Source organism: Roseinatronobacter sp. NSM (assembly GCF_052379845.1).
Taxonomy (GTDB): domain Bacteria; phylum Pseudomonadota; class Alphaproteobacteria; order Rhodobacterales; family Rhodobacteraceae; genus Roseinatronobacter.
This window is the reverse complement of sequence record NZ_JBQTCF010000001.1, coordinates 1-24,258: the sequence shown is the minus strand read 5'-3', so window position 1 is coordinate 24,258 and position 24,258 is coordinate 1. Positions and strand designations below refer to the sequence as shown.

Here is a 24,258-nt window from a genome sequence, read left to right as displayed (position 1 = left end):
GTCAAGAACACAGGAATGTAAGAGTGCCCCCATCCCCCACCCCCCCGCTGCCCACACGACAACGTATTCTGGACGCCGCTGAAACCCTTGCGCGCAGCCTTGGGCCGGCGAATATCTCGCTTGATGCAGTTGCTGCGGCGGCGGGTGTGTCCAAGGGGGGGTTGCTGTATCACTTCCCGTCCAAGGCGCGCTTGCTGGAAGGGCTGGTGGCGTGCCATATGGAAAAACTGGATGCCGCCCTGCAGCAACAGGCAAATTCCGGGCGCCAGAATGCCGTCATCCAGTCTTTTTTGCAGTTTTTTCTGGATGAACTGGAACGCGACACCCCGCCCCCGTCAGGGTTGCTGGTGGCCCTTGCGGAAAACCCCGACATGCTGCGGCCCCTGCGCGAACATTCCGCCGTATTTCTGGACCGGATCCAGTCAAACGCCACGGACCCCAACCTTGCAACACTTGCCTATCTGGCGGTGCAGGGATTGCGCAGCGCTGATTTGCTGGGCACGCAGGTTCTGGACCGCGACGCCACGCGCGCATTGATCGAATGGGCACAAACCCACCTGAATGACACAACACACCAGCCCCCAGCCACAGCGTAAGCGGCCCCGGCGAAAGAACGCCGGACACCGCGGGCGGGCGCGGAAACCGACGCGGGGTGGCAACTTGGACAGAGAGGGGGGGGCAACGAAAAAGCCCGGATTGACCGATACCCCAAACGCAATACAAGAGAGACATGAAGCCACATTCAACAGACCGCAGGGGGCTTGCATGTCGAGAGGGGATGAATGGACGACACTCTAACACACGGACAATGCCTGTGTGGCGCCGTGACGTTTTGCATATCGGGAGCGTTCGAGAACTTCTTCCTGTGCCACTGCGCCCGCTGCCGCAAGAACAGCGGCTCGGCACATTCGGCAAATCTTTTTTCAACCAAGGCAACGATCAACTGGGTGTCCGGAGCGCGGAATATCAAGACCTTCAGGCTTGGCGGATCACGACACATCAAGAGCTTTTGCACAGATTGCGGTTCTGCGCTGCCTGTTTTTCAAGGTGACCTTGGCTTACTTGTCGTTCCGGCGGGATCGCTTGATAGCAAGATCAACATACGACCTGCCGCGCATATCTGCTTTTCAAGTCGCGCCGACTGGGACAACGACTTGGCCTCCATCGCAAGGATGGACGGACTTCCGGGTTGACGTTCGACCCGGCGATTGGGCCTTGAAAAAAGCCATCCGACAATGGCGCGACCGTCTGCTCCGCCCCCCCCCTGCACAGCCACCCCACCCCTTTAGTCACGCGCCCAGCACCTTGGCCAGAAACGCTGCAGTGCGCTTATGGGCCAGGTCTGCAGCGTCGGGCACATAGGACGGGCGCGCATCATTGGCGAAGGCATGGCCTGCGTCATACAAATGCACCTCCATCCCTGGCCATTGCGCGCGCGCCTGATCCAGCATGTCCATGGGCACATGGTCATCATGCAGCCCGAAATGCCCCAGCACGGGCGCGCGCAGCGGCGCCCCAAAATAGGCGGGCAGACGGGTGGCATAAAACGCAACACCCCCCGCAACCGGCACATGCTGCGCAGCATGAATGGCCAGCCCGCCGCCCCAGCAAAACCCTATGACGGCCACCTTGCCGCCAGTTTGCGCCAGTGCCGCGACTGCCGCCGCAATGTCGCGCGATACGTCTGCCAGCTGCGCCGCCAGCATCAGGTCGCGCCCCTTGGCCCCCTGATCGAACGCAAGCACCGCGCCGCGCGCCTGACGGTCAAACAACGCGGGAATCGCCACGTCATAGCCCAGCGCGGCATAGTGTACCGCCACTGATTTCAGCTGCTCGGTCACGCCGAAAATTTCTTGCAAGATCACTACCCCGCCACGCGGTGCGCCCTGTGCAGGCTGCATCCAGCAGTCGAATTCATGTCCGTCAGCGGCTGTCAGTTTCTGTATCATCTGTGTTTCCCATGGGCTGCCTGATCCGTGCTACCCACATATGTTCAAAATATATGAACGACTGCAACAAAAATATGGACAAGTGTTCAACTTATGCAGTACACAGCCCGCAAAGGAGCCTTCATGCCACGCGCCACACCCCATATAGACACCGCAACTGCCATCAGGGATGCCGCTGAAAAGCTGTTTGCAGAACGCGGATTCGCCGCTGTCAGCCTGCGCGAAATCGCGCGCGAAGCGGGGGTGGTGGTGTCCAGTGTCGTGTATCACCACGAAAACAAACTGAAGCTTTTGCAAACAATCTACGACCTGCACGCGGCCCCCATGAATGCGCGCCGTCTGGAATTGCTGGGCGAAGCGCGCCAGATCGCGGATTTGTCGGCACGGTTGCGCGCAGTATTGCGCGCCTATCTGTTGCCCGCATTTTCCTTCGCCAGCACGGAAACCATGGGCGGCGGCGCGCGCCTGACGCGCATGCGCGCGGTCCTGTCCGCCGAAGGGGACCCCGAAGCGCGCCGCATCATTGCCGATGCGTTTGACGCGACCACGCGCCAGTTCATCGATGCCTTTGCGGAATGCCTGCCCGGCGCGGACCGGGTGCAGATCATCTGGCGGGCGCAATTCCTGCTGGGGTCGCTGTATTACTCGCTGATCAATCCCGAACGTATTGACCGGCTGTCCGATGGCGCGGCCAGCGGCGCGGATCATGAAACCGCCATTCACGAAATTGTCGAGGCGGCACATGCCAGCCTGACCGCGCTGATGCGCGAAACCTGCACGACCTGAGAAAACCCAACCCAGACGGAGGAGACCCGAATGACCCTGAAAAGAACCCTATCCGCATTGGCCGTTGCCGCTGCCTTTGCCGTGCCTGCCAGCGCACAAGACCGCGTGTCGATTGGCACAGGCGGCACAGGCGGGCTGTTTTATGTGATTGGCGCGGGCATGGCCGAACTGGTGACCGAGCATATGGACGGCACAACCGCCCGCGCCGAAGTGACCGGCGCATCGGTCGAGAATATCCGCCGCGTGGCTGCGGGTGAAATGGAAGTGGGCTTCTCGTCATCCTCGACATTGTTCGAAGCGGCCAATGGCACCGACACGTTTGATGGCGATGCGCAGTCGGTTGCGGCGCTGGCCTATCTGTATCCGGCAGTGTTGCAGATTGCCACAACGGCATCGACAGGCATTACCAGCCTGGAAGAACTGGACGGCAAGCGCGTCAGCATGGGCCCTCCGGGATCGAATGCAGCGGTTCTGGCACAGCGCCTGCTGGAAAGCTACGGCGTGTTCAACCCCGCCGGTGCGCAGTTCCTGTCCTATGGTGAGGGGGTCAATGCCCTGACCAATGGCACAGTTGATGCCACTGTGGTTCTGGCAGGTGCCCCCGTGGCCGCGCTGATCGATCTGGACGCGCGCGATGATATGGTGCTGCTGTCGGCAGACCCCGAAAAAGTCGACGCATTGATCGAAGATTACCCTTTCTACCAATTGTTCGAAATTGCAGCAGGCACCTATCCTGATGTCACCGAACCCGTGACAGTCATCAATGACCCTGCAATTTTGTTCGTGAATGCCGATGCGGATGCAGACTTCGTGCAAGCCCTGACCGCAGCGATTTTCGACAATCTGGACACATTGGGCGAAGTGCACCCCTTGGCGCGCGCCATTTCGCATGACACGGCCCCCAATGCGCCCATCGCCCTGCACCCCGGTGCGGCTGCGTATTTCCAGAACCACTAAGCAAGGGGTGCGGGCGGTGATACGCGACTGGATGACGCCACTTGGCCTGCGCCACACGCAGGACCGCAGCCAGCTTGAAACAATCGTCGTTTCAGGTCTGGTTGTGGTTCTGGCGGCGGCGGCAACGGCACTGGTTATTTACGGGGCGTATTTCGGCCTGATCACCGCCCTGATCCTGCGGTCAGCGTTCTTTTCGCTGATCGCGGCAGCGGGCCTTCTGCTTTTGGGCTACCAGACCGGCCCGGCCTGGGGCAGGGCCGCGCTTTATGCGCTGGTGCCCTTCGCGCTATGGCCCGGCCTGCATGTCGAGGCCAATTTCATGGCCATCGTCATGCGCGGGGGCATGGCGACGGCTTCCGATTTATGGGTGTTTTACGGCCTGATGGTCACATTGCTTGTGCTGGTGTGGCGCGGCGTCGGCTGGGCCTTGCTGGTGCTGGTGGGCGTCGCGCTGGCCTATGCGCTGTTTGGCAACCTGATTCCCGGCGAATATGGCCATCGCGGGTATTCCCTGCTGCGCCTTGCTTCCATGATGATGCTGTCCACCGAAGGGGTGTTTGGCCTGCCGATGGGGGTTGCGGTCGAATATATCTTCCTGTTTGCCCTGCTGGGCGGACTGCTGATGCGCATTGGCACCGGCGAAGTGTTCGTGGACATTGCGCGCGGCCTGACGGGGCATATGCGCGGCGGGCCGGGGCTGACGGCGGCGCTGTCGTCATCCTTGCTGGGGTCCATCAATGGCAGCGCGGTCGCCAATGTCGTGACCACGGGCACATTCACCATTCCCCTGATGAAGCGCGCAGGCTATTCGCGTAACCTGTCAGGCGCGATTGAGGCCGCGGCCAGTTCCGCAGGCCAGATCCTGCCGCCCGTCATGGGGGCAGCGGCGTTCCTGATGGCCGAAATCATGCAGGTGCCCTATGCCCAGATCGCGCTGGCCGCGCTGATCCCGGCCTTGCTGTATGTGCTGGCGCTGATGCTGGCCGTCTGGCTGGAGGCAGGCCGTCTGGGGCTGGAACGCGACCCCGATGCGGGCCTGCGGTTGCTGCGCGACACCTTGCTGCGGCGCGGCTATCTGTTGGTGCCATTGCTGGCGCTGCTGTATTTCCTGTTCATTGGCTATTCCCCCACCCGCGCCGCCGTGATGGCGATTGTGGCAGGTTTGCTGATCTCGCCCTGGCACCCGAAAACGCGGGTCGGGCTGATCGGGCTGTTGCTGGTATGCCGCGACACGGTGATTGCCACCATGCCCATTGTCGTGGCCGTGGCGTCCGCAGGGGTGGTGATCGGGGTTCTGAACCTGACGGGCCTGGGCCTGATGCTGTCGGGAATGATCGTCAATGTCGCGGCGGGCAATCTGCTGGTCATGTTGATGCTGACGGCGCTGGTTTCCTTCGTGCTTGGGATGGGGTTGCCCACATCAGCGGCCTATTTGCTGCTGGCGGTTCTGGTCGCCCCCGCGCTGACACGCTCGGGGCTGGAACCCATCGTGGCGCATATGTTCATCTTCTATTACGGCCTGGTCTCTGCGATTACCCCGCCGGTAGCACTGGCCGCCTATGCGGCCGCGTCCATATCGGGCGGGGACCCGAACCGCACTGCGGTCGAATCCGTGCGGCTGGGGTTCGTCAAGCTGCTGGTGCCCTTCCTGTTTGCGTCCATGCCGGGCCTGTTGCTGGTGGGCACAGGCTGGCAGATCACGCTGTCGGTGGTGTTGGCCTGCGTAGGTGTCATTGGCCTGACAATCGCGTTTGGCGGCTGGTTTCTGGGCCATACCCGCTGGCCCGAACGCGGCGCATTGGCGCTTGCGTCAGCGCTGGTGATCTGGCCCAGCCCGGTGGATGCCACGGACCCGCTGACCTTGCTGGCGCGCGGCGCGGGCCTTGTCGGCGTGACATTCCTGTTGCTGCGGCGCATACGCAGTGTTTCCCAAACCCAACCCGAGATTTCCTGACATGACTGCACAAAACCTGCCCTATCACCCAAACCCGTCCACCCCGAAACTGGTGCTTCCTGAAGGGGCCTGTGATGCGCATTGCCATGTGTTCGGGCCTGCGGCACAGTTTCCCTTCGCGCCAGAACGCACCTACACCCCTGTGGATGCCACATGGGCCACATTGACCGAATTGCACACCAAACTGGGCCTGTCGCGCACAGTGCTGGTGCAGGCCAGTTGCCACGGCACGGATAATTCCGCCATGCTGGACGCCATAGCCCATTCAAACGGCACCTGCCGCGGGGTGGCCATGGTGCGCCGCGACATTACAGATGCGGAGCTTCACGCCCTGCATGAGGGCGGCGTGCGCGGTATTCGCTTCAACTTTGTCACCCATCTGGGGCAGGATGCCGACCTTGACGCCGTGCGCGACCTGACAGCGCGGATTGCGCCGCTGGGCTGGCACGCGGTGGTGCATTTTGACGCAAACCGCCTTGAAACACTGGCACCGGTGCTGAAATCGCTGCCCGTGACACTGGTTATTGACCATATGGGGCGGGTCGATGCGTCGGCGGGGCTGGAACAACCGGCCTATCAGATGCTGCTGGACCTGATGGAAGACCCGCGTTTCTGGGTCAAGGTGTGCGGTGCCGAACGCATAACGCGCACTGGCCCACCCTATGATGACGCGGTGGTTTTTGCCGCTGATCTGGTTGCGCGTTTTCCTGACCGCGTGCTGTGGGGCACCGACTGGCCGCACCCGAACATCAAGAAGGACATGCCAGATGACGGCGCATTGGTCGATTTGCTGGCGCGCATCGCCCCCACGCCCGAGGCGCTGAAAAAGCTGCTCGTGGATAACCCCACGCGCCTGTATTGGGCGCAGTAAGCCGCCCAATACAGGCGCGCGACCCTGCGCCGCGCCCCCATGCGAAGGGGCCCTGTGTTACGGCGCGGGGTTCATCCGTTCCAGATGCACCAGAAGGGCGCTGTGGTCATCCTCGCCCCCGCCGCTGGCCACGAAATCCGAAAATGCCTGCCGCACCGCTTCGGTCTGTGGCAGGGTCAGGCCCTGTGCCTGCGCCAGCGCGGCCACAGTGTTCAGGTCCTTCAGGTGCAAGCGCGCCGGGCCGCCGGGGGTGAAATCGCGCGCGACCATACGCCCGCCGTGAAGGTCCAGTATCCGGCTTTCGGCAAAACCGCCGCGAATGGCCTGCCGGAATTTCGCGCGATCTGCGCCGCCTGCCTGAACCAGAACCATGGCTTCGGCGACAGCGGCAATGGTGATGGCGACAATCTGCTGGTTGGCCAGTTTGCACACCTGCCCCGCCCCGGAAGGGCCGACATGCGTAACGCGCCCCAAAGGGGCAAGAACAGGGGCCAGTTGCGCAATCACATCAGCTGCGCCACCGGCCATAAGCGCCAATGTGCCTGCTTCGGCCCCGGCCACCCCGCCCGAAACAGGACAATCCACATGCGGGGTGCCTTGCGCGGCCAGGTGTGCGGCATGCGCGCGCGCCTGATCGGGCGCAATGGAGGATGTGTCGATCACCACCGCCCCCGCCGCCAGATGACCGGCCGTGCCGCGTGCAAACAGCACATCCTCCACCGCAGGCCCGTCCGACAGCATGGTGAACACCACCCCCGCGCCTGCCACGGCCTGCGCGGGGGTGTCGGCCAGTTCCGCGCCATCCGCGACAAGCGCCCGCGCTTTGGCGCTGTCGCGGTTCCAGACGCGCACGCGAAACCCTGCGCCCAGCAAGCGCCGCACCATCGGCGCGCCCATCAACCCCGTGCCCAGAAACGCGATTTGTTGAAGGGTCATAACTGGCCCCCAAGTTCATCCTCGATATGGATGCGGATAATTTCGTCAAAGGTGCTTTCGGCCACAAAGCCCAAGGCGCGCGCGCGTGTCGCGTCAAACCCTGTGGCCCAACCTTCGCACATGGCGGTAATAAAGGCATCGGGTTTGCGCCGGATCAGGGCCACAGCCTTGTCCCCCGCCACGCGCCGCAATGCGTCAATCTGTTCAGCGACTGTCGCACTAAGACCGGGCATGGACAGGTTGCGCCGTGCCCCAAGGGCCGACAGGTCCATTGTCGCCCCGCGCAGCATGAACCCCACCGCCGCGCGCGGCGAGGCATGCCAATGGCGGATGGTGTCGGGCACCGGCAAAATTGCATCCTGCCCGATCAACGGTTCGCGCAGGATGCTGGAAAAGAACCCGGATGCGGCCTTGTTGGGGGCACCGGGGCGAATGCAGATCGTGGGCAGCCGTATGCCGATGGCATCCATAAAACCGCGCCGCGTGTAATCGGCCAGCAGCAATTCGCAAATTGCCTTTTGCGTGCCATAGCTGGTTAATGGCGTGCAATGAAAGTCATCGGGTATCGGGTGCGGCATCGGCGCGCCCACCACCGCGATGGAGGATGCAAACACCACGCGCGGGGTATAGCCGTCTGCCAGATGGGCCAGTCGGATGGCCTCGAACAGCCCGCGCGTGGCGTCCAGGTTGATGCGGTAGCCCTTGTCGAAATCCTGCTCTGCCTCGGCGGAAACGATCGCCGCCAGATGGAACACGACATCAGGGCGCGTGGCAATCAGTTTGGCGGGGGTGTCGGGGTGTTCCAGATCGGACGCCACACAGACGGCACTGCCGCCAAACCCTGCAGGCGCCGCAGGCGCCACCACATCGGCAAGTGTCAGCTGCGTGATGGTCTGCCCCCCAAGCGCGCCATCCGCCACCAGCCGCGCTGTCAGTTTGCGCCCGACCATTCCGGCCGCGCCTGTTATCAGAATATGCATTCTTGCCCCTTCCCTACTGCGCGTCTTGCGCTTGCTTTCCTATTAATTTGTCTGATAACCTGACATATCTATAAAGCAAAGCCCAAAACGCCCCTTGCCGGAAGCCTGACACATGACAACACCGCCTGATGCGCCCTTGCTGGCACTATTGCGCACTGCCCTTGGCGCGGAACTGGCCGCTGATCTGGTTCTGACCGGGCCTGACATGGCCCCCTATTGCCGCGACTGGCACGGCGATGTGCAATCAGGCGCGCTGGCGGTGCTGCGCCCGCGTGACACCGCGCAGGTGTCGGCGTGTTTGCGCGCCGCGCAGGCCACGGGCGTGGGTGTTGTGCCCCAGGGCGGGCGCACGGGGCTGGTGCTGGGCGCTGTGCCCGACACACCTGCGCGGCAGGTGGTGCTAAGTCTGGAACGCATGAACCGGATCCGCCGCATCGATGCCGATGATTTCACCGCCGAGGTGGAAGCAGGCGTTGTGTTGCAAACCCTGAAGGACGGATTGGCCGACGCGGGGCTGTTTTTCCCGCTGGCGCTGGGCGCGCAGGGCAGTTGCCAGATTGGCGGGAACCTGTCCACCAATGCGGGCGGGCTGAATGTGCTGCGTTACGGCATGACGCGCGATCTGGTGTTGGGGCTGGAAGTGGTGCTGCCGGACGGGCGCGTGCTGGATTTGCGGTCGCGGCTGCGCAAGGACAATCGCGGCATTGATCTGAAACAGGTGTTCATTGGCGCGGAAGGCACGCTTGGCGTGATCACGGCGGCCACACTGAAACTTGGCCCGCTGCCCGAACAGACCGCAACCGCGCTGCTGGCGCTGGACCGGCTGGAAGATGCGATGTCCCTGTTCCGGCTGGCCCGCCGCCAGTGCTGCGACCTGATGTCGGCGTTTGAATTCATGCCGCCGCTGGCGTTCACACTGGCGAGAGAGGCCATGCCGGATTTGTCCATTCCCATGGCCACCGACGCGCCCGCCTATGTGCTGATGGACCTTGCGGGGTCGGGGCTGGTGGATGTGGCCGACCTGATGGAGCGGTTTTTGGAACTGGCGTTTTCAAAAGGGCTGGTGCGCGACGGGGTGATTGCGCAATCACACACGCAGGCCCGCGCGCTGTGGCAAATCCGCGAAGGGATGAATGAAGGGCAGGCGCGGCGCGGGCGGCATTTGCGCACCGATGTGTCCGTGCCCTTGTCCCGCCTGCCGGAATTTGTGGCGGCTGCCGAAGCGGCAGTTACAGCCGCGCTGCCGGGGGCGGTGTGCGTGTCCTACGGGCATGTGGGCGACGGCAATGTGCATCTGAACGTGCTGCCCGCCCCCGAAGGTGATCCAGATCACCAGATCGAGGCCGCGAAGAAACTGGTTTATCAGGTGCTGGCGCGCTTTGACGGGTCCATCAGCGCCGAACACGGAATCGGGCGGTTGAAGCGCGCGGATTTTCAGGATGCCTTGCCAGCCACACAACGCGATCTTCTGGACGCGATCAAACGCGCGATTGATCCCGCGCAGATCATGAACCCGAATTGCCAGCTTTCGCCTGCGCAAGGGCCGGTCACATGACCCCGGATATGACCGCGTTTTCCCGCAACACCCAGCTTTCGACACGCATTGCCGCGCATCTTCTGGCGCAAATCGAAGCGGACGGGCTGGCGGCAGGCGCACGCCTGCCGACCGAAGCCGCGATGGCGCGTGAATTTGGCGTCAGTCGCGCGGTTATCCGCGAAGCCATTGCCCAGTTGCGCAACGAAGGGCTGGTGGAAACCCGGCAAGGCGCTGGTGCCTTCGTCGTGGACCCCACGGCGCGCCCCATCCGGCTGGACGGCGCGCAGGACATGGACAACCGGGCCTTCCAGCACCTGTTCCAGCTGCGCGCCCCCCTTGAAATAGAAGCCGCAGCCCTTGCCGCCCGCCACCGCAGCGCCGACGATCTGGCGCGCATTACCGCTGCGCTGGCCCGGTTTGACGCCCCCGAAGACAGCGCCGACAGTTCGGTTGCGGCGGATCTGGATTTCCACCGCGCGCTGGCGCAGGCAACCGGAAACCCCTATTTCGTGCAATTCCTGACGGCCATTTCGGACCGGATTGCGCATGTCATTCTGGCCGCGCGCGCGGAAATTCCACTGGACGCGCTGCACGCCCAGACCAGACGCGAACATGGCGAAATCTACGCCGCGATTGCCGCGCGCGATGCGCGGGCCGCACGCGCAGCGATGCGCGCGCATCTGGCAGGGGGCGCGCAGCGTGTGGGCTTGCGGCTGGAAATGTTCGACTGACGCGCCCCTCCCCCTTCCCGCAATCCAAATATAGCAACACAAAAAGGTGCCGCATGAAGATTACCGCCGTTGAAACCATCCGAATTGCGGAGCGTCCGAATCTGCTGTGGCTGGAAGTGCACACTGACGAAGGGATCACCGGACTGGGCGAGACGTTTTTCGGGGCAGCCACAGTCGAAGCGCATGTGCATGAATGGATTGCCCCGCGCGTGATTGATCGCAATCCGCTGCAGATTGACGCCTTGGCCGCTGATCTGGTGGGCTATCTGGGGTGCCGGTCAGCGGGGGCGGAAATGCGCGGCAATTCGGCGTTTGACATTGCGCTGTGGGATGTGTTCGGCAAGGCCACAGGCCAGCCCATCGCGCAGTTGCTGGGCGGGTTCACGCGCCCGTCCATCCGCACCTATAACACCTGCGCGGGGCTGGACTACATCAAGAACGCGGACGGCCAGCAGGTGGGCAACTGGGGCCATGGCGGACAGCCCCGCGCCTATGACGACCTTGATGCCTTCTTGCACCGCGCCGACGATCTGGCCTTGTCCTTGCTGGAAGACGGGATCACGGCCATGAAAATATGGCCCTTTGACATTGCCGCCGAAAAATCGCGCGGACAGTATATCGCGCCCGATGACCTGAAAACCGCCCTGCACCCCTTTGAGAAAATACGCAACGCGGTGGGCGACAAGATGGATATCCTGGTGGAATTTCATTCCATGTGGCAGCTTTTGCCCGCCATCCAGATTGCCCGCGCGCTGGAACCGTTCAACACCTTCTGGCACGAAGACCCCATCCGCATGGACAGCCTTGGCAGCCTGACGCGCTATGCGCAAGCGTCCAAGGCGCCCATTTGCGCGTCAGAAACACTGGCCACGCGCTGGGGGTTTCGGGATTTGCTGGAAACCGGCGCGGCGGGGGTTGTCATGCTGGACCTAAGCTGGTGCGGCGGCCTGTCAGAGGCGCGCAAGATTGCCGCCATGGCCGAAGCGTGGCACCTGCCGGTTGCGCCCCATGATTGCACAGGGCCCGTGGTTCTGGCCGCGTCCACCCATCTGTCGCTGAATGCGCCCAATGCGCTGGTGCAAGAAAGCGTGCGCGCCTTCTATCGCACATGGTATCGGGATCTGGTCACAGCCCTGCCCAAGGTTATGGATGGCCAGATCACTGTTCCCCCCGGTCCGGGGCTGGGGCTTGCCCTGAACCCCGAACTTGACCGCGCATTCACCACCACGCGCCGCATAACGCGCGCAGCCGATCTGTAGGCGCGCGCCCTGCTCACTGCTCTGGGTTGTCTGATATGGTCGCAGACGGGATGCAGGGCAGAACCACGTCAAATGTGGTGCCTTCCCCTTGGGCGGAACGAATGATCAGCCTGCCACGGTGGCGGCTCAGGATATGTTTGACAATCGCCAGCCCCAGCCCCGTGCCGCCGCTGTCGCGCGAACGGGCCTTGTCCACGCGGTAAAACCGTTCTGTCAGGCGCGGAATATGAACAGGGTCAATCCCTTCGCCATAATCGCGGATACTGACGCGCAAAACCGCGCCTTCAAATCCCGGCATAGAGGGCATGTGCTGCGCAGTCACATCAATCCGCCCGCCGCCATAGCCGTATTTTATGGCGTTTTCGATCAGGTTATGGAACACCTGCACCAATTGGTCATAATCCCCCGGCATATCGGCAATATCCGGCGCGACCTGATAGGAAATGGTAATCTGCGCTGCCTCTATCTGGGGGCGCAGGGCGGCAAGGGTGGCTTTCAGCACCATATCGATGGAGGTCACTGTGCGCGGGCGAATTTTTTCGGTGGATTCCACACGGCTTAACGACAACAGGTCCGCAACAAGGCCGGTCATGCGTTCGGCCTGATCTGCCATGATGGCCAGAAATTCGCCACGCGCCACCACATCATCGCCCGCAGGCCCCTGCAAGGTTTCGATAAACCCCGAAAGCACTGTCAGCGGCGAGCGGAGTTCATGGCTGACATTGGCGACAAAATCGCGCCGCTGCGCTTCGGCCGCTTCAATATCGGACACATCGCCCAGCGACAGGACTACAGTGCGGTCATCGACATGGCGCGCGGTGACATGCCAGACCGTTTCACGGCTGCCCGCGCTGGAAATGAAATTCGCACTGCCCCTGTGCGCACCGCCCAGCACCCGGTCCAGCATGCCCGCAACATCAGGCTGGCGTAAATGCGCGCGGATTTGCGCGCCTTTGATATGGGACCCGAACAGGTCCACGGCGTTGGGGTTCGCGCTTTTCACAATACCGGCCATGTCGATCAACAAGACCGGCTGCGGCAGGGCCGCAATCAGCGCCGTAGTGGCCGCGTCATACATAAGGCGCTATCCGAACCGGCCAGTGACATAATCATTGGTGCGTGATTTCTGCGGGTTGGTGAAAATGGTGTCGGTATCGCCAAATTCCACCAGATGGCCCAGATACATGAAGGCGGTGTTGTCCGACACACGCGCGGCCTGTGCCATGGAATGCGTGACGATCACAATGGAATAGGTGCCCTTCAGGTCTTCGATCAATTCCTCGATCCGGGCTGTGGCAATGGGGTCCAGCGCGGAACAGGGTTCATCCATCAGCAACACTTCGGGGTCGGACGCGACCGCGCGCGCAATACACAGGCGCTGTTGCTGCCCGCCCGACAGGCCCAGCGCGCTGTCATTCAGCCGGTCCTTCACCTCTTTCCACAGCGCGGCCTGTTGCAGGGCGCGTTCCACGGTTTCATCCAGTATGGATTTTTTCGTCACCCCGTCCACCCGCAGCGGATAGGTGATATTGTCATAAATCGACATTGCAAAGGGGTTGGGCTTTTGAAACACCATGCCCATACGCTTGCGCAGCGCAATGACATCCACGCCCTTGGCGTAGATATCGAAACCGTCAACAGTGATCCGCCCTTCGATGCGCAGATCATCCACCAGATCATTCATCCGGTTCAGGCAGCGCAGCAACGTGGATTTCCCGCAACCCGATGGGCCGATCAGCGACGTGACCTGCCCTTTCTGGATTTCAAGGTTGTTGTCGAACAAGGCTTGTTTCTGGCCATACCACAGGTTGAAATCACTGATTTCAAGCGCGGTGCCTGCATCGGATTTCTTGATATGATAGGCGGTCGGTTCGAATTCGATTGTGTCCATGGGTCACTCTTAGAACTGGCCAGTTGCGTATTTACGCTTCAGGCGATTGCGGACAATGATGGCAGTTGCGTTCATGGCGACGATCAGGGCCAGCAACAGCAGCGTGGTAACAAACACCATGGGCTTGCCGGCTTCGGAATTGCGCGACTGGAAACCCACATCGAAAATGTGAAAGCCCAGATGCATGAAGCTGCGATCAAGGTGAATGAAGGGGTAAAAGGCATCGATGGGCAATGCGGGGGCCAGTTTCACAACGCCCACCAACATCAGCGGGGCCACCTCGCCTGCGCCGCGCGCCATGGCCAGAATCATGCCTGTCATGATACCCGGCAGGGCCTTTGGCAGCACCACATAGCGGATGGTCTGCCATTTGGACGCCCCGCAGGCCAGCGACCCTTCGCGCATGGAGCGTGGCACAGCCGCCAGCGCTTCTTCTGTGGCGACGATGACAACAGGCACGGTCAGCAAGGCCAGCGTCAGCGACGCCCACAAAATACCACCTTTGCCAAATGTCGGGTTGGGCAGGTTTTCAGGATAGAATAACTGGTCGATTGTGCCGCCCATCGTATAGGCAAAGAAGCCCAGACCGAAGACCCCGTAAACAATTGACGGCACACCGGCCAGATTGTTGACAGATATGCGGACAATCGACGTGATGCGCCCCTGCTTGGCATATTCGCGTAAATACAGCGCGGTGATGACCCCGAAAGGGGCCACAAAAATGACCATCAGCAGCGTCATGGCCACGGTGCCGAAAATGGCAGGCAGCACGCCGCCCTGAGTGTTCGCCTCGCGCGGTTCGGACGACACGAATTCCCACCAGCGCGATATGTATATGCCCATCTTGTCGGAAATACTTAGTGCATTTGCAGGGTAATAGCGCACGATCTGGCTGATTTCGGGTTCAATGGTGCGCCCGCCGACTTCTTCCAGCGTGACACGGAACCCGCGATCCAGCGCGCGCACTTCGTCCACGCGGGCTTGCAGCACGGCATATTCGGCCTGCAATTCGGCAATGCGGGACTGGGATTCGGCGATAACGGGCGCGGCATCCGCTTCGCCCTGACGCAGCACGGCGCGGCGCTGGTTCAGGCGTTCACGTTCAATCAGGTTGTTGATGCGCCCAATCTCGCTGCGCTCAATCCGGCGGATCTCGCGGAAGCGGTCGCGCGCAGCCGCCTGTTCGCGGCGAAACACGGCGGGGTCATAGTCCATTTGCTGGCCTGCAATCTGCATCGCCGCAATACGCCCGACAAACACCCCCCAGACCTGACGTTCAAAATAGTAAAAATCCCGCGGCTGGGTGACGTCTGCCACCTCGAAATCGGCAACCCAGCGGAAATCATCGCCATACAGGTCAAAATTCGCAGTCTGATACAATGTGCGGTAGGCAAAGCCGTCATTGCCCTCCACCTCGGCGCGCTGCTCATCGGTCAGGCGCGGCAGGTCCGGGCGAAAGATGGTGCCGCGCCGTTCCACACCTGCAATCACGGTGCCGTCAGTCAGTTCCACGCGGTCAATGGGTTTGGGCCAGAAGGTGGTCGCGCCGTTATACAGCACCACCATCAGGAACCCGGCAATCAGGATGATGCCCAGCGCCAGGGCCCCGCCAAACCCCCAAAGCGCAGGTTCCCCCAACGCCGACAGGTCCGCCGAATAGCGCCTGCGATTACGCGGTGCCACGGCTTGCCGCGCGGCCACACTGGCCGCACCGGCCGCCCCCGAGGCAGGAGGATGTTGTTCGTTCAAGCTGGTCATATCTGTCCCCAAGCCTTGATATTACAGATTGAAGGCGCGCTTGCGGAAGCGCTGGCGGATCAACTCCGCGCCTGTATTGATGATGAAGGTCATGACAAACAGCGTCAGCGCAGCAAGGAACAGCACACGGTAATTCGTGCCATCCTTCACCGCCTCGGGCAGTTCGATCGCGATATTGGCAGACAGGGTGCGCAGCCCCGAAAAGATGTTCCACTCCATGATCGGCGTGTTGCCCGCGGCCATGACCACGATCATGGTTTCCCCCACAGCACGCCCCATGCCCATCATGACTGCCGAAAACACCCCTGATGCCGCAGTCGGCAAAATGACCCAGCGCGCAGTTTGCCACGGCGTTGCCCCGCAAGCCAGTGACGCGGCGCGCAGATGGCCGGGAACGGAATTCAACGCATCTTCGGCGAGGGTATAGATGTTGGGGATCACCGCAAACGCCATGATGAACCCGACCACAAGCGCATTACGTTGTTGATAGCTGTCAATGAAACTGCCGCGCGGGTCATAGCCAATGGTGGTCAGCGCCAGCGCGACAAGCAACGACAGCACCATCGCCAGCGCCAGCAGCACAATCCAGCGCCCCGCATCCACCATGCCCGCGCGCGATCTGTCCAGCCCCGCAATAAGGTCGCGGTAATGGTGCCCGAATTGCTTGCGAAAGGTCCATGCGGTGACAAAATACGACAGCGGCAGCAGGATCAGGAACATGAAGGGCGTGCCCGTGCCAATGCGCCCGGTCGTCCATTGTTTGAAGTCCCCATAGAACAGGACCTGTTCCAGCGTAGTGCCCAATTGCGCCGCAATCCACGCCGTCACCAGAATGGACAGCCCCATCAGCGTGAACTTGGGGAAGCCGTCATATTTCAGCGCGGTTTGCGCGGGCAGTGTCTGCCAGACAAACGCGCCGATCATCAACCCCATGGGCAGCGCGAAGAAGCCCAGCAGAACCGCGCCAATCCATTCTTCCACCAAGGGCGCCAGAACCAGTGCCGCGATGAAACCCAGAACCACTGTCGGCAGCGATTCCATCATTTCCATCATCGGCTTGACAGTTCCGCGCACACGCTTATCCACGAATTCCGATGTATAGATCGCAGCCATCAGCGCGATGGGCACAGCAAAGATCATGGCGTAAAACGCAGCCTTGAATGTGCCGAAAATCAGCGGGACAAGCGAATATTTCGGTTCGGACAGGTCGGTTCCGGCGGTGGATTGCCAAATATACTCGGGGTCACCATAGCCTTCATACCATATCTTGCCGAACAGCACTTTCAGCGTCACTTCGGGGTGTTTTTGCGTGTATTGCCAAGCCTCGACCTCGGCGGCGTCATTGACCAGCAAAACCCCGTCAGCGCGTGGAAACAACATGGCCTGCACATCATCCGACACCTCGCCGGAGCGTTCGAACCGGAACAGCACCTGATCCGAGGTGGAATGATACACCCACACATTGCCCGCCGCATCAGTCGCCACAAATTCCTTGGAGCGCTGCGATTCAGACAGGTCCGTAATGGCCGCAGGCAACGGCGCATGCACGCGCGCGCGGACCATCTCGCGCCCGTCTGTTGTGTTGGTGGTGCCGGTTTGCAGGCGGAACCACACCGCGACCCCCCCATCTTCGGTGCCCACAACCAGCGCATCCTCGGCGGTCAGGAATGTCAATGCGGTCACGCCCACACCATCATCGGCAACGCGGCGGCGTTCGGCCAGGGACGGGGCGTTCATGTTGCGCAGGTCATAGCGGTAAATAAACCCCGCATCCGTGGCCACCATGGCACGGTCCCCGGTGCCCGACATCAAAATACCCGTGATCGTTTCATCCGCGCCCATGCCAAGGGGCGGCAGGTCGGTCGTGGTGGTGGTGACTGTTTCCTGCCCCGTCATCATGTTGATTTGCACACGCGACTGGCTGACCCGCACCTGCCCTGATGCGTCAACGGTTGCAAAGGCAATGGTGGGGCGTTCCACTGTGCCACCGATGCGGTAATCCAGCGCGATGATGGGCAGGTCCGACACCTGTTCAACCGTACGCAATTCGATATTCGCGGAATTGGTGCGGAAGTCGCCTGTTCCCACCTGCGTATAGACAAACCCGTCAAGCATCTGGTCACGCGCATCAATCCGGGTCAGGCCGCTTGGCATGCGGTTGCGCGACGTGGCGGTGCTGTTGAACCCGATGGTTGCAAAGCGCACTGTCCCGTCCTCGAACCCGAAAGCCACGCGGTCGCGTTCCAATGTGCCCGCAACGGATGTCACCGGCGACGTGCCGAAATCCAGAACCTCGCGGGCGACTTCGGTGCCACTGGGAATATGGAAGGTCAGCGCCGTTCCGCCCGTGTCAACCAGCGTCGCCAAAGTCTGGAATTCATCGCTGTTTGCCCAGACAACATTACCCGGAAGGTCCAGTTGGTGGCGCACAGTCCCATCCACCACGCCCCCCCCCATCAGGGGCGCGACCACGCGAAACAGGAACACCATGATCCCCAGAACAGCAACAATCACCATCAGGCCGCCGACAGTGATGATACCGCCCGCAAGTTTTTCGCCAAGAACCACACTGGTGCGCGTGGTCATGCGCCGTTTTTGCGCCGCCGCGCCGCGTTCACTGGTGGTGGGGGCCATATCGCTCATGTTGCGTGTCCATCACGTTGAAAATAAAAAATGGGCAGGGCGACAAATGCCGCCCCACCCGTTCAGGTCAAAACCTTAGTTCAGACCAAACAATTCCAGATCCTGATCTGCAATCATCTGCACGACAGGGAAGAAGCCTGCGCGCACAACATCTTGCTGGCCTTGCTGGCTGTAAACGTAGCGCACGAATTCAGCGCGCAGCGGTTCCATCTCGGCATTGGGGTCCACGTTCATGTACACATACAGGAAACGGGCCAGCGCGTAGTTGCCCGAGGGGGCATCTTCAGTGCTGTAGCATTCGCCGTCAATGCCACGCAGTTGGATCGCTTTCACGTCTGCGGTGCCATAGCCGACACCCGAGTAACCGATGCCGCCAATATCCGCAGCAACACCCTGGATCACAGTCGAGGAACCGGGCTGTTCGCGCACTTCGGGGCTATAGTCGCCACCAAACAATGCCACGTCCTTGAAATACCCATAGGTCCCCGAAGCCGAGTTGCGGCCATACATGGCGATAGGACGGTCTGCCCATTCGCCTTCCAGACCAACCTGGCCCCATGTGGTGATGGCTTCATCAGCACCGCCAGCGCGTGTCGACGAGAAGATGGCGTCAACTTCCTGCAGGCTCAGACATTCAACGGGGTTGTCGCGGTGCACGAACACACCCAGCGCATCAATCGCGCCGCGCAGCGGGATCGGCTCATAGCCGTAGCGCGCTTCGAATTCTTCGATCTCGGAGCCGCGCATCGCACGCGACATCGGGCCGAACTGGGCTGTGCCTTCGACCAGTGCGGGCGGGGCAGTGCCCGAACCGGCACCCTGAATCTGGATGGCAACATTCGGGTAGAAGCTGCGGAACCCTTCAGACCACAGCGTCATCAGGTTGTTGAGCGTGTCCGACCCGATCGAGGTCAGGTTACCCGACACACCCGAAGCGGCCTGATATTCTGGCAGGTTCGGGTCAACATTCTGTGCCTGTGCGGCACCGGCGGCAAGTGCCAGCGCAGAGGCGGCAAGAGAAAGTGAAAAGGATGTGCGCATAAATCGGTCCTCTGGTTTGCCCGCTTCGGGCGGTTCATCAACACGGTCCTGATAGGGCTGGCATGTAACGGGAATATGACAATTGTCATGAAGTGGCATTATTCCTGTGTCGGGCCGCAAATCGCGGGCTATAAACCAGTGGTATGGTTCCGAACTCCCCGCTAGGGTCTGCCCGGAACCGCAATAACTGGAGGATATCATGACAGCATTCGGAAAAAGCCAATCCGTCCCACGCCGTGAAGACACACGCCTGCTGACGGGCGCGGGCAACTTTCTGGATGACGCGGCCCCGAAGGACGCGCTGCATGCCGTCTTCTTGCGCGCGCCGGTGGCCCATGGCCGCATCCTGACACTGGACCTGTCTGCCGCACAAGGCGCGCCGGGCGTGCATGCGGTTCTGGACGCGGCGGCTCTGGCAGCGGCGGGGATCACCCAGCCCATGGAAGCCAGCCTGCGCACAAACCGAGACGGAAGCACAGGCGCGAATCCCCCCCGCCCGCTACTGGCCCGCGAGCGCGTTACCTTTGTGGGTGAAGCGGTGGCCATGGTGGTGGCCGACACCCTTGCACAGGCCCGCGATGTGGCGGAATTGATCGAACTTGATATAGCCCCCCTGCCCGCCCATCTTGACCTTGCGCCGGGCGGGCCACAAATCCACCCGCAAGCGCCAGACAATATCGCCTATGACTGGGCGGTGGGCGATGAAACCGCCGTGCAGGCAGCGTTTGAACATGCCCCACACCGCATCTCCATAACTGTGGAGCAACCCCGCCTGCTGGCCGCGTCGATGGAACCGCGCGGGGCCTATGCCCAATGGGACGGCGCGCGGCTGCATTTCTGTTTTGGCGGACAGGGTGTCTGGGTCATGAAGGAACGGCTGGCCAAAATGCTGGACCTGCGCGCGCAGGATGTGCGCGTGACAACCCCCGATGTTGGCGGCGGGTTCGGCATGAAGGGCATGCCCTATCCCGAATATTTCGTCATCGCCCATGCCGCCAAGGCGCTGGGGCGTCCGGTCAGATGGGCACCAGACAGGTCTGATGCCATCGTGTCGGACAATGCCGGGCGTGATTTGCGGTCCCATGCGGAACTGGCACTGGACGCGGACGGGCGCATTCTGGGCTACCGGGTGGAAAACTGGTCCAATCTGGGGGCGTGGAATTCGGAATTTGCCCAAGGCATTCAATCGCAGCTGTTTTCCATGGTGGCAACAGGGGCCTATGACATTCCCGCAACCTTCATCCATACCCGCGGCATATACACCAACACCACACAAGTGGACGCCTATCGCGGCGCTGGCAGGCCCGAAGCAATTACTGTTCTGGAACGCCTGATGGACAAGGCCGCGCGCCAGTTGGGGATATGCCCGTTCGAATTGCGCGCGCGCAATTTCATCGCGCCCGGTGCCTTTCCCTATGCCACAGTCGCAGGGGACCACATTCAGGAAGGGGAATTTGCACGCCTGCTGGGGGACGCGCGCAAACACGCCGATGTGGCAGGGTTTCCCGCACGCCGCGCGCAAAGCGAAGCACGCGGGCGCAAGCGCGGGCTGGGCTTATGCTATTATATCGAAAGCATCATGGGCAACCCGTCCGAGAATGCCGAAATCGCCTTCAACGACGACGGAACCGTGTCGCTGATGATCGGCACACAATCCAACGGACAAGGCCATGAAACCGTTTTCGCACAGTTCCTGTCAGACCAGACCGGCATTCCCCTTGATGCGATCCATGTTGTGCAAGGCGACAGCGACCGCATTGCCAAAGGCGGCGGCACGGGGGGCTCGCGCTCGGTCACGGTGCAGACAAATGCGACACTGGCCACAGTGGGGCAGATGGTGGCAGCGTTTACGGAATTTCTGGCCCCCGAACTGGGCGCGGATGTGGGGTTCGACGAAGGCAGCTTCCGCGCGCCGGGGTCCAACCGCACCCTGACCCTGATCGAAGCCGCTGATCTGGCGCGCAGTCAGGGGCGCGCGGATTTGCTGCAACATGCGGGCAGCGCCAAGCTGGACGCGCGTTCCTACCCCAATGGGGCCCATCTGGCAGAAGTGGAACTGGACCCCGAAACAGGCGCGCTGCAGGTCCTAAGCTACACGGCAGTCGATGATTTCGGCAATCTGCTGAACCCGCAACTGGTGCAGGGGCAGGTTCACGGCGGCATCGCCCAAGGGCTGGGACAGGCCATTTGTGAACAGGTCGTGTTCGACGATCAGGGCCAGCCCCTGACAGGCAGCTTCATGGATTACGCCATGCCCCGCGCCACAGACATGCCCGCCATCCGGTTTCATTCCGTGCCGGTTCCCGCCAAGGGCAACCCGCTGGGCCTGAAGGGCTGCGGTGAAGCGGGCACAGTGGGGGCCATTGCCGCTGTGGTCAACGCGGTGCAGGATGCGTTGGAACCGGGGTTGGGCACTGACATCCAGATGCCACTGACGCCGGAACGCATCTGGCGTTTGTGCCAGCCTGCCAACGCATAAGAAAAACCCGCGTCCTTCGGCATGAAGGATGCGGGTTTTTCCATTTTGAACACACTGCTCTGACTGATGCGGTTATTTCCCGCGCCGTGGCGCATCGCGCCCACCGGGCCGGGGGCCTGCCCCCGGTTTGCGGGGCTTGCGGGCATCTGCCTTGGCCATGCCGGGCGGGGTAAAGCGTTTGGAACTGTCGCGCGCATCAGCGGGCGCGGCGGCGGGGCGGCCTTTGGGCTTGCCATCAGGTTTTTGCCAGGTTTTTCCCGCAGGTTTTGACGCCGGTTTTGCGGCGGGGTCGAACCGTTCAGGTTTGTCCTTGCTGCGCGGGGCGGGTTTTGCACCATGCGACTTGAACCCGGCAGACCGCCCCTCTGCGCCTGCCGCACGCGGCGGACGTTTTGCATCCGCTGCGGCAGGTTTACCCTTATGGCGGGGCTTGCGCTCCCCTTCCGGCAGGGGTGCCGCGTCAAAGGACGGCTTCGGCCGCGCAGCCGGGGCCGCGTCAGGGTCATAGGCGGGCTTGGCGCGCGGTGCAGGCGGGGCCGCATCATAGGCGGGCTTTGGCCGGGGGGGGGCGTCGCGCTTGGGTGTCACTGCGCGGTCACTGCGCGCAAGGCCCGCTTCACGCGGCTTGGGTTTCGTATCAAAACCCCGATCGCGGGGCGGGCGTGCCCCAGCGCGCGGCCTGTCACCCGTGGGCGCGCCACTGGGCGGGCCATCGGCTGGGCGCGCGGTTACACCGTCTTCCAGCACGCCATCCGGCCCAAGTGCGGCCAGAAACCCCGCTGCGCTGCTTTCCGCAATTTCGACAAGGGTTTCGGTGTTCTGCACCCGGATCGCGCCGATGGCGGCTTTTTCCAGATTGCCGGCGCGACACAACAAGGGCAGCAGCCAACGCGCTTCGGCGCGGTCATCACGGCCCACGGACAATGAAAACCACCGGCTTGGCCCGAATTCACGGTGTTCGCGCGCAGCCGGTTTGCTGTCGGGCGCGCGCAATTCTTCGGGGGCGGCATGGCGGGATTGAAACAACCGCAGATAGGCTGCGGCAATCACGTCGGGGGTGTGCAATCCCAACAGCTTCTGGGCGAAAGCGGCCTGTTCGTCCGTCACGGGTTCTGACCAGACAGGGTCTGACAGCAGGCGTTCTTCATCCTTGCGCAACACATCCTCGACCGAGGGCGCAACTGTCCATTCCGCCGTGATTTTTGCCCATTTCAGCAGGCGTTCGGCCTTGCCCACAGCCTTGGGCGGCACAATCAGCGCCGAAATCCCCTTGCGGCCTGCGCGGCCTGTGCGGCCGGACCTGTGCAGCAGGCTTTCGGTGTTGGTGGGCAAATCTGCATGAATCACCAGATTCAGGTTCGGCAGGTCAATCCCGCGCGCGGCCACATCCGTGGCCACACAAACCCGCGCCCGCCCGTCGCGCATGGCCTGCAAGGCATGTGTGCGCTCGCTCTGGCTTAGTTCGCCCGACAGGCTGACAGTTGCCAGCCCGCGATTGGCCAGACGCGCAGTCAGGTGGCTGACAGCGGCGCGGGTATTGGCAAACACAATCGCGCTTTGGTCTTCGTGAAACCGCAGCAGGTTGAAAATCGCATGTTCACTGTCAGACGCGGAAACGCGCAGCGCCTGATAGGAAATATCGGCATGCTGGTCGCTGCTGCCAAGGGTGCTGATGCGCTTGGCATCGCGTTGGTATTGCTTGGCCAGCTTGGCAATCATGGGCGACACAGTTGCCGAAAACATCAAGGTGCGCCGTTCAACCGGCGCTTGACCCAGCATGAATTCCAGATCTTCGCGGAACCCCAGATCCAGCATTTCATCGGCTTCGTCCAGCACAATGGCCTGAATCTCGCTCAAATCCAGCGCGTTGCGTTCGATATGGTCGCGCAAACGCCCCGGTGTGCCCACCACAATATGCGCCCCGCGTTCCAGCGCGCGGCGTTCGGTGCGAATGTCCATGCCCCCCACGCAGGATGTGACAACCGCGCCAGTGCGGGCATAAAGCCACGTCAATTCACGCATGACCTGAAAGGCAAGTTCGCGCGTGGGTGCCACAACCAGCGCCAAAGGCAGCGCCGCCGGCCCGAATTGCACCGCATCCCCCAGCAGCGTTGGCGCAATGGCCAGACCAAAACCGACAGTCTTGCCCGATCCTGTCTGTGCCGACACCAACAGGTCCTCGGACCCGATTTCAGGCGCGGTCACCGCTTGCTGGACAGGGGTAAGAATGTCAAAACCGCGCTCTGCAAGCGCCTCGGACAGGGGAGAGATCATAGCAGGAAATTTCCATGGATAGCGGCGCATCACGCCGGGGGCGGTCGCCGAAACGACACAAGACCCTCGCCCTTAACCGGAATCAGCACGAAAGTATATGCCCGAATCAGCGCAAGCCCGTCAATTTTTCCGCAGGCCCCTGTCCCGCAGGCCCCTGTCCCGGTGGCTACCCGCCGATGGCATATCCTGCGCCGCGGACAGTGCGGATGGGG

The 24,258-nt window shown here is 62.0% G+C and carries 19 protein-coding genes; 10 read left to right on the top strand and 9 right to left on the bottom strand.

Annotated elements, in window-relative coordinates:
* The first annotated feature begins 23 nt into the window (after positions 1 to 23).
* Together ACTZWY_RS00095 and ACTZWY_RS00090 are read left to right on the top strand one after the other, a co-directional pair.
* Positions 24 to 596 (top strand): TetR/AcrR family transcriptional regulator, encoded by a 573-nt coding sequence (locus tag ACTZWY_RS00095; RefSeq protein WP_444788633.1) that lies wholly within the window; start codon positions 24 to 26, stop codon positions 594 to 596.
* Positions 597 to 782: 186 nt separating this feature from the next.
* Positions 783 to 1,193 carry a GFA family protein gene (locus tag ACTZWY_RS00090; protein ID WP_444788632.1) on the top strand — a complete coding sequence of 137 codons (411 nt, stop codon included), beginning with the start codon at positions 783 to 785 and terminating at the stop codon, positions 1,191 to 1,193.
* A gap of 96 nt (positions 1,194 to 1,289) precedes the next feature.
* On the opposite strand, the gene ACTZWY_RS00085 is transcribed toward ACTZWY_RS00090, so the two are convergent.
* Positions 1,290 to 1,949 (bottom strand): dienelactone hydrolase family protein, encoded by a 660-nt coding sequence (locus ACTZWY_RS00085; protein ID WP_444788631.1) that lies wholly within the window; start codon positions 1,947 to 1,949, stop codon positions 1,290 to 1,292.
* A 123-nt stretch (positions 1,950 to 2,072) separates the two neighbouring features.
* On the opposite strand from ACTZWY_RS00085, the gene ACTZWY_RS00080 reads away from it, so the two are divergent.
* Genes ACTZWY_RS00080 through ACTZWY_RS00065 form a run of 4 tightly spaced genes read left to right on the top strand, consistent with a single transcriptional unit; the run spans position 2,073 to position 6,517 of the window.
* Positions 2,073 to 2,735 (top strand): TetR/AcrR family transcriptional regulator, encoded by a 663-nt coding sequence (locus ACTZWY_RS00080; RefSeq protein WP_444788630.1) that lies wholly within the window; start codon positions 2,073 to 2,075, stop codon positions 2,733 to 2,735.
* 30 nt (positions 2,736 to 2,765) lie between these two features.
* The gene (locus ACTZWY_RS00075) at positions 2,766 to 3,692 is read left to right on the top strand and encodes a TAXI family TRAP transporter solute-binding subunit (protein WP_444788629.1); all 927 of its coding nucleotides are present in this window, start codon (positions 2,766 to 2,768) and stop codon (positions 3,690 to 3,692) included.
* 16 nt (positions 3,693 to 3,708) lie between these two features.
* Complete coding sequence (locus tag ACTZWY_RS00070; protein ID WP_444788628.1) at positions 3,709 to 5,646, top strand: TRAP transporter permease; 1,938 nt, start codon at positions 3,709 to 3,711, stop codon at positions 5,644 to 5,646.
* 1 nt (position 5,647) lies between these two features.
* Entirely contained in the window at positions 5,648 to 6,517 is an 870-nt protein-coding gene (locus tag ACTZWY_RS00065) for an amidohydrolase family protein (RefSeq protein ID WP_444788627.1), read from the top strand.
* Between the two features lie 57 nt (positions 6,518 to 6,574).
* Here the strand turns inward: ACTZWY_RS00065 and ACTZWY_RS00060 are convergent, their stop codons facing one another.
* Together ACTZWY_RS00060 and denD are read right to left on the bottom strand one after the other, a co-directional pair.
* Complete coding sequence (locus tag ACTZWY_RS00060; protein WP_444788626.1) at positions 6,575 to 7,453, bottom strand: NAD(P)-dependent oxidoreductase; 879 nt, start codon at positions 7,451 to 7,453, stop codon at positions 6,575 to 6,577.
* Positions 7,450 to 8,433, bottom strand: a complete 984-nt coding sequence (gene denD, locus ACTZWY_RS00055) for a D-erythronate dehydrogenase (RefSeq protein ID WP_444788625.1) — start codon at positions 8,431 to 8,433, stop codon at positions 7,450 to 7,452. Before denD ends, ACTZWY_RS00060 begins: the two co-directional genes overlap by 4 nt.
* Positions 8,434 to 8,545: 112 nt before the next feature.
* On the opposite strand from denD, the gene ACTZWY_RS00050 reads away from it, so the two are divergent.
* From ACTZWY_RS00050 to ACTZWY_RS00040, 3 genes are read left to right on the top strand one after another with little or no spacing between them, the layout of a single operon-like run.
* Entirely contained in the window at positions 8,546 to 9,988 is a 1,443-nt protein-coding gene (locus ACTZWY_RS00050) for an FAD-binding oxidoreductase (RefSeq protein ID WP_444788624.1), read from the top strand.
* Positions 9,985 to 10,701, top strand: coding sequence for a FadR/GntR family transcriptional regulator (locus ACTZWY_RS00045; protein WP_444788623.1), 717 nt, complete (start codon positions 9,985 to 9,987; stop codon positions 10,699 to 10,701). The genes ACTZWY_RS00050 and ACTZWY_RS00045 overlap by 4 nt, the downstream gene beginning before the upstream one ends.
* 53 nt (positions 10,702 to 10,754) lie before the next feature.
* Positions 10,755 to 11,960, top strand: coding sequence for a mandelate racemase/muconate lactonizing enzyme family protein (locus ACTZWY_RS00040; RefSeq protein WP_444788622.1), 1,206 nt, complete (start codon positions 10,755 to 10,757; stop codon positions 11,958 to 11,960).
* 13 nt (positions 11,961 to 11,973) lie between these two features.
* On the opposite strand, the gene ACTZWY_RS00035 is transcribed toward ACTZWY_RS00040, so the two are convergent.
* The 5 genes from ACTZWY_RS00035 to ACTZWY_RS00015 form a co-directional block, all read right to left on the bottom strand.
* Complete coding sequence (locus ACTZWY_RS00035; protein WP_444788621.1) at positions 11,974 to 13,038, bottom strand: ATP-binding protein; 1,065 nt, start codon at positions 13,036 to 13,038, stop codon at positions 11,974 to 11,976.
* A 6-nt stretch (positions 13,039 to 13,044) separates the two neighbouring features.
* Positions 13,045 to 13,851 (bottom strand): phosphate ABC transporter ATP-binding protein PstB, encoded by an 807-nt coding sequence (gene pstB / locus ACTZWY_RS00030; RefSeq protein ID WP_444788620.1) that lies wholly within the window; start codon positions 13,849 to 13,851, stop codon positions 13,045 to 13,047.
* Positions 13,852 to 13,860: 9 nt separating this feature from the next.
* Positions 13,861 to 15,609, bottom strand: a complete 1,749-nt coding sequence (gene pstA, locus ACTZWY_RS00025; protein WP_444788619.1) for a phosphate ABC transporter permease PstA — start codon at positions 15,607 to 15,609, stop codon at positions 13,861 to 13,863.
* A gap of 21 nt (positions 15,610 to 15,630) precedes the next feature.
* The gene (locus ACTZWY_RS00020; protein WP_444788618.1) at positions 15,631 to 18,252 is read right to left on the bottom strand and encodes an ABC transporter permease subunit; all 2,622 of its coding nucleotides are present in this window, start codon (positions 18,250 to 18,252) and stop codon (positions 15,631 to 15,633) included.
* Positions 18,253 to 18,327: 75 nt separating this feature from the next.
* Entirely contained in the window at positions 18,328 to 19,392 is a 1,065-nt protein-coding gene (locus ACTZWY_RS00015; RefSeq protein WP_444788617.1) for a PstS family phosphate ABC transporter substrate-binding protein, read from the bottom strand.
* Positions 19,393 to 19,492: 100 nt separating this feature from the next.
* On the opposite strand from ACTZWY_RS00015, the gene ACTZWY_RS00010 reads away from it, so the two are divergent.
* Positions 19,493 to 21,772, top strand: coding sequence for a xanthine dehydrogenase family protein molybdopterin-binding subunit (locus ACTZWY_RS00010; RefSeq protein ID WP_444788616.1), 2,280 nt, complete (start codon positions 19,493 to 19,495; stop codon positions 21,770 to 21,772).
* Between the two features lie 72 nt (positions 21,773 to 21,844).
* On the opposite strand, the gene ACTZWY_RS00005 is transcribed toward ACTZWY_RS00010, so the two are convergent.
* Positions 21,845 to 24,046: a DEAD/DEAH box helicase gene (locus ACTZWY_RS00005; RefSeq protein ID WP_444788615.1), complete on the bottom strand. Its 2,202-nt coding sequence runs from the start codon at positions 24,044 to 24,046 to the stop codon at positions 21,845 to 21,847.
* Between the last annotated feature and the right edge of the window lie 212 nt (positions 24,047 to 24,258).

What these genes read in the sequence shown, in the direction of transcription:
- ACTZWY_RS00090 (WP_444788632.1), top strand. Translation starts at nt 783, where the DNA reads ATGGACGACACTCTAACACACGGACAATGCCTGTGTGGCGCCGTGACG.
- ACTZWY_RS00085 (WP_444788631.1), bottom strand. Translation starts at nt 1,949, where the DNA reads ATGATACAGAAACTGACAGCCGCTGACGGACATGAATTCGACTGCTGG.
- ACTZWY_RS00080 (WP_444788630.1), top strand. Translation starts at nt 2,073, where the DNA reads ATGCCACGCGCCACACCCCATATAGACACCGCAACTGCCATCAGGGAT.
- ACTZWY_RS00075 (WP_444788629.1), top strand. Translation starts at nt 2,766, where the DNA reads ATGACCCTGAAAAGAACCCTATCCGCATTGGCCGTTGCCGCTGCCTTT.
- ACTZWY_RS00065 (WP_444788627.1), top strand. Translation starts at nt 5,648, where the DNA reads ATGACTGCACAAAACCTGCCCTATCACCCAAACCCGTCCACCCCGAAA.
- ACTZWY_RS00060 (WP_444788626.1), bottom strand. Translation starts at nt 7,453, where the DNA reads ATGACCCTTCAACAAATCGCGTTTCTGGGCACGGGGTTGATGGGCGCG.
- denD (WP_444788625.1), bottom strand. Translation starts at nt 8,433, where the DNA reads ATGCATATTCTGATAACAGGCGCGGCCGGAATGGTCGGGCGCAAACTG.
- ACTZWY_RS00050 (WP_444788624.1), top strand. Translation starts at nt 8,546, where the DNA reads ATGACAACACCGCCTGATGCGCCCTTGCTGGCACTATTGCGCACTGCC.
- ACTZWY_RS00045 (WP_444788623.1), top strand. Translation starts at nt 9,985, where the DNA reads ATGACCCCGGATATGACCGCGTTTTCCCGCAACACCCAGCTTTCGACA.
- ACTZWY_RS00040 (WP_444788622.1), top strand. Translation starts at nt 10,755, where the DNA reads ATGAAGATTACCGCCGTTGAAACCATCCGAATTGCGGAGCGTCCGAAT.
- ACTZWY_RS00035 (WP_444788621.1), bottom strand. Translation starts at nt 13,038, where the DNA reads ATGTATGACGCGGCCACTACGGCGCTGATTGCGGCCCTGCCGCAGCCG.
- pstB (WP_444788620.1), bottom strand. Translation starts at nt 13,851, where the DNA reads ATGGACACAATCGAATTCGAACCGACCGCCTATCATATCAAGAAATCC.
- pstA (WP_444788619.1), bottom strand. Translation starts at nt 15,609, where the DNA reads ATGACCAGCTTGAACGAACAACATCCTCCTGCCTCGGGGGCGGCCGGT.
- ACTZWY_RS00020 (WP_444788618.1), bottom strand. Translation starts at nt 18,252, where the DNA reads ATGAGCGATATGGCCCCCACCACCAGTGAACGCGGCGCGGCGGCGCAA.
- ACTZWY_RS00015 (WP_444788617.1), bottom strand. Translation starts at nt 19,392, where the DNA reads ATGCCACTTCATGACAATTGTCATATTCCCGTTACATGCCAGCCCTAT.
- ACTZWY_RS00010 (WP_444788616.1), top strand. Translation starts at nt 19,493, where the DNA reads ATGACAGCATTCGGAAAAAGCCAATCCGTCCCACGCCGTGAAGACACA.
- ACTZWY_RS00005 (WP_444788615.1), bottom strand. Translation starts at nt 24,046, where the DNA reads ATGATCTCTCCCCTGTCCGAGGCGCTTGCAGAGCGCGGTTTTGACATT.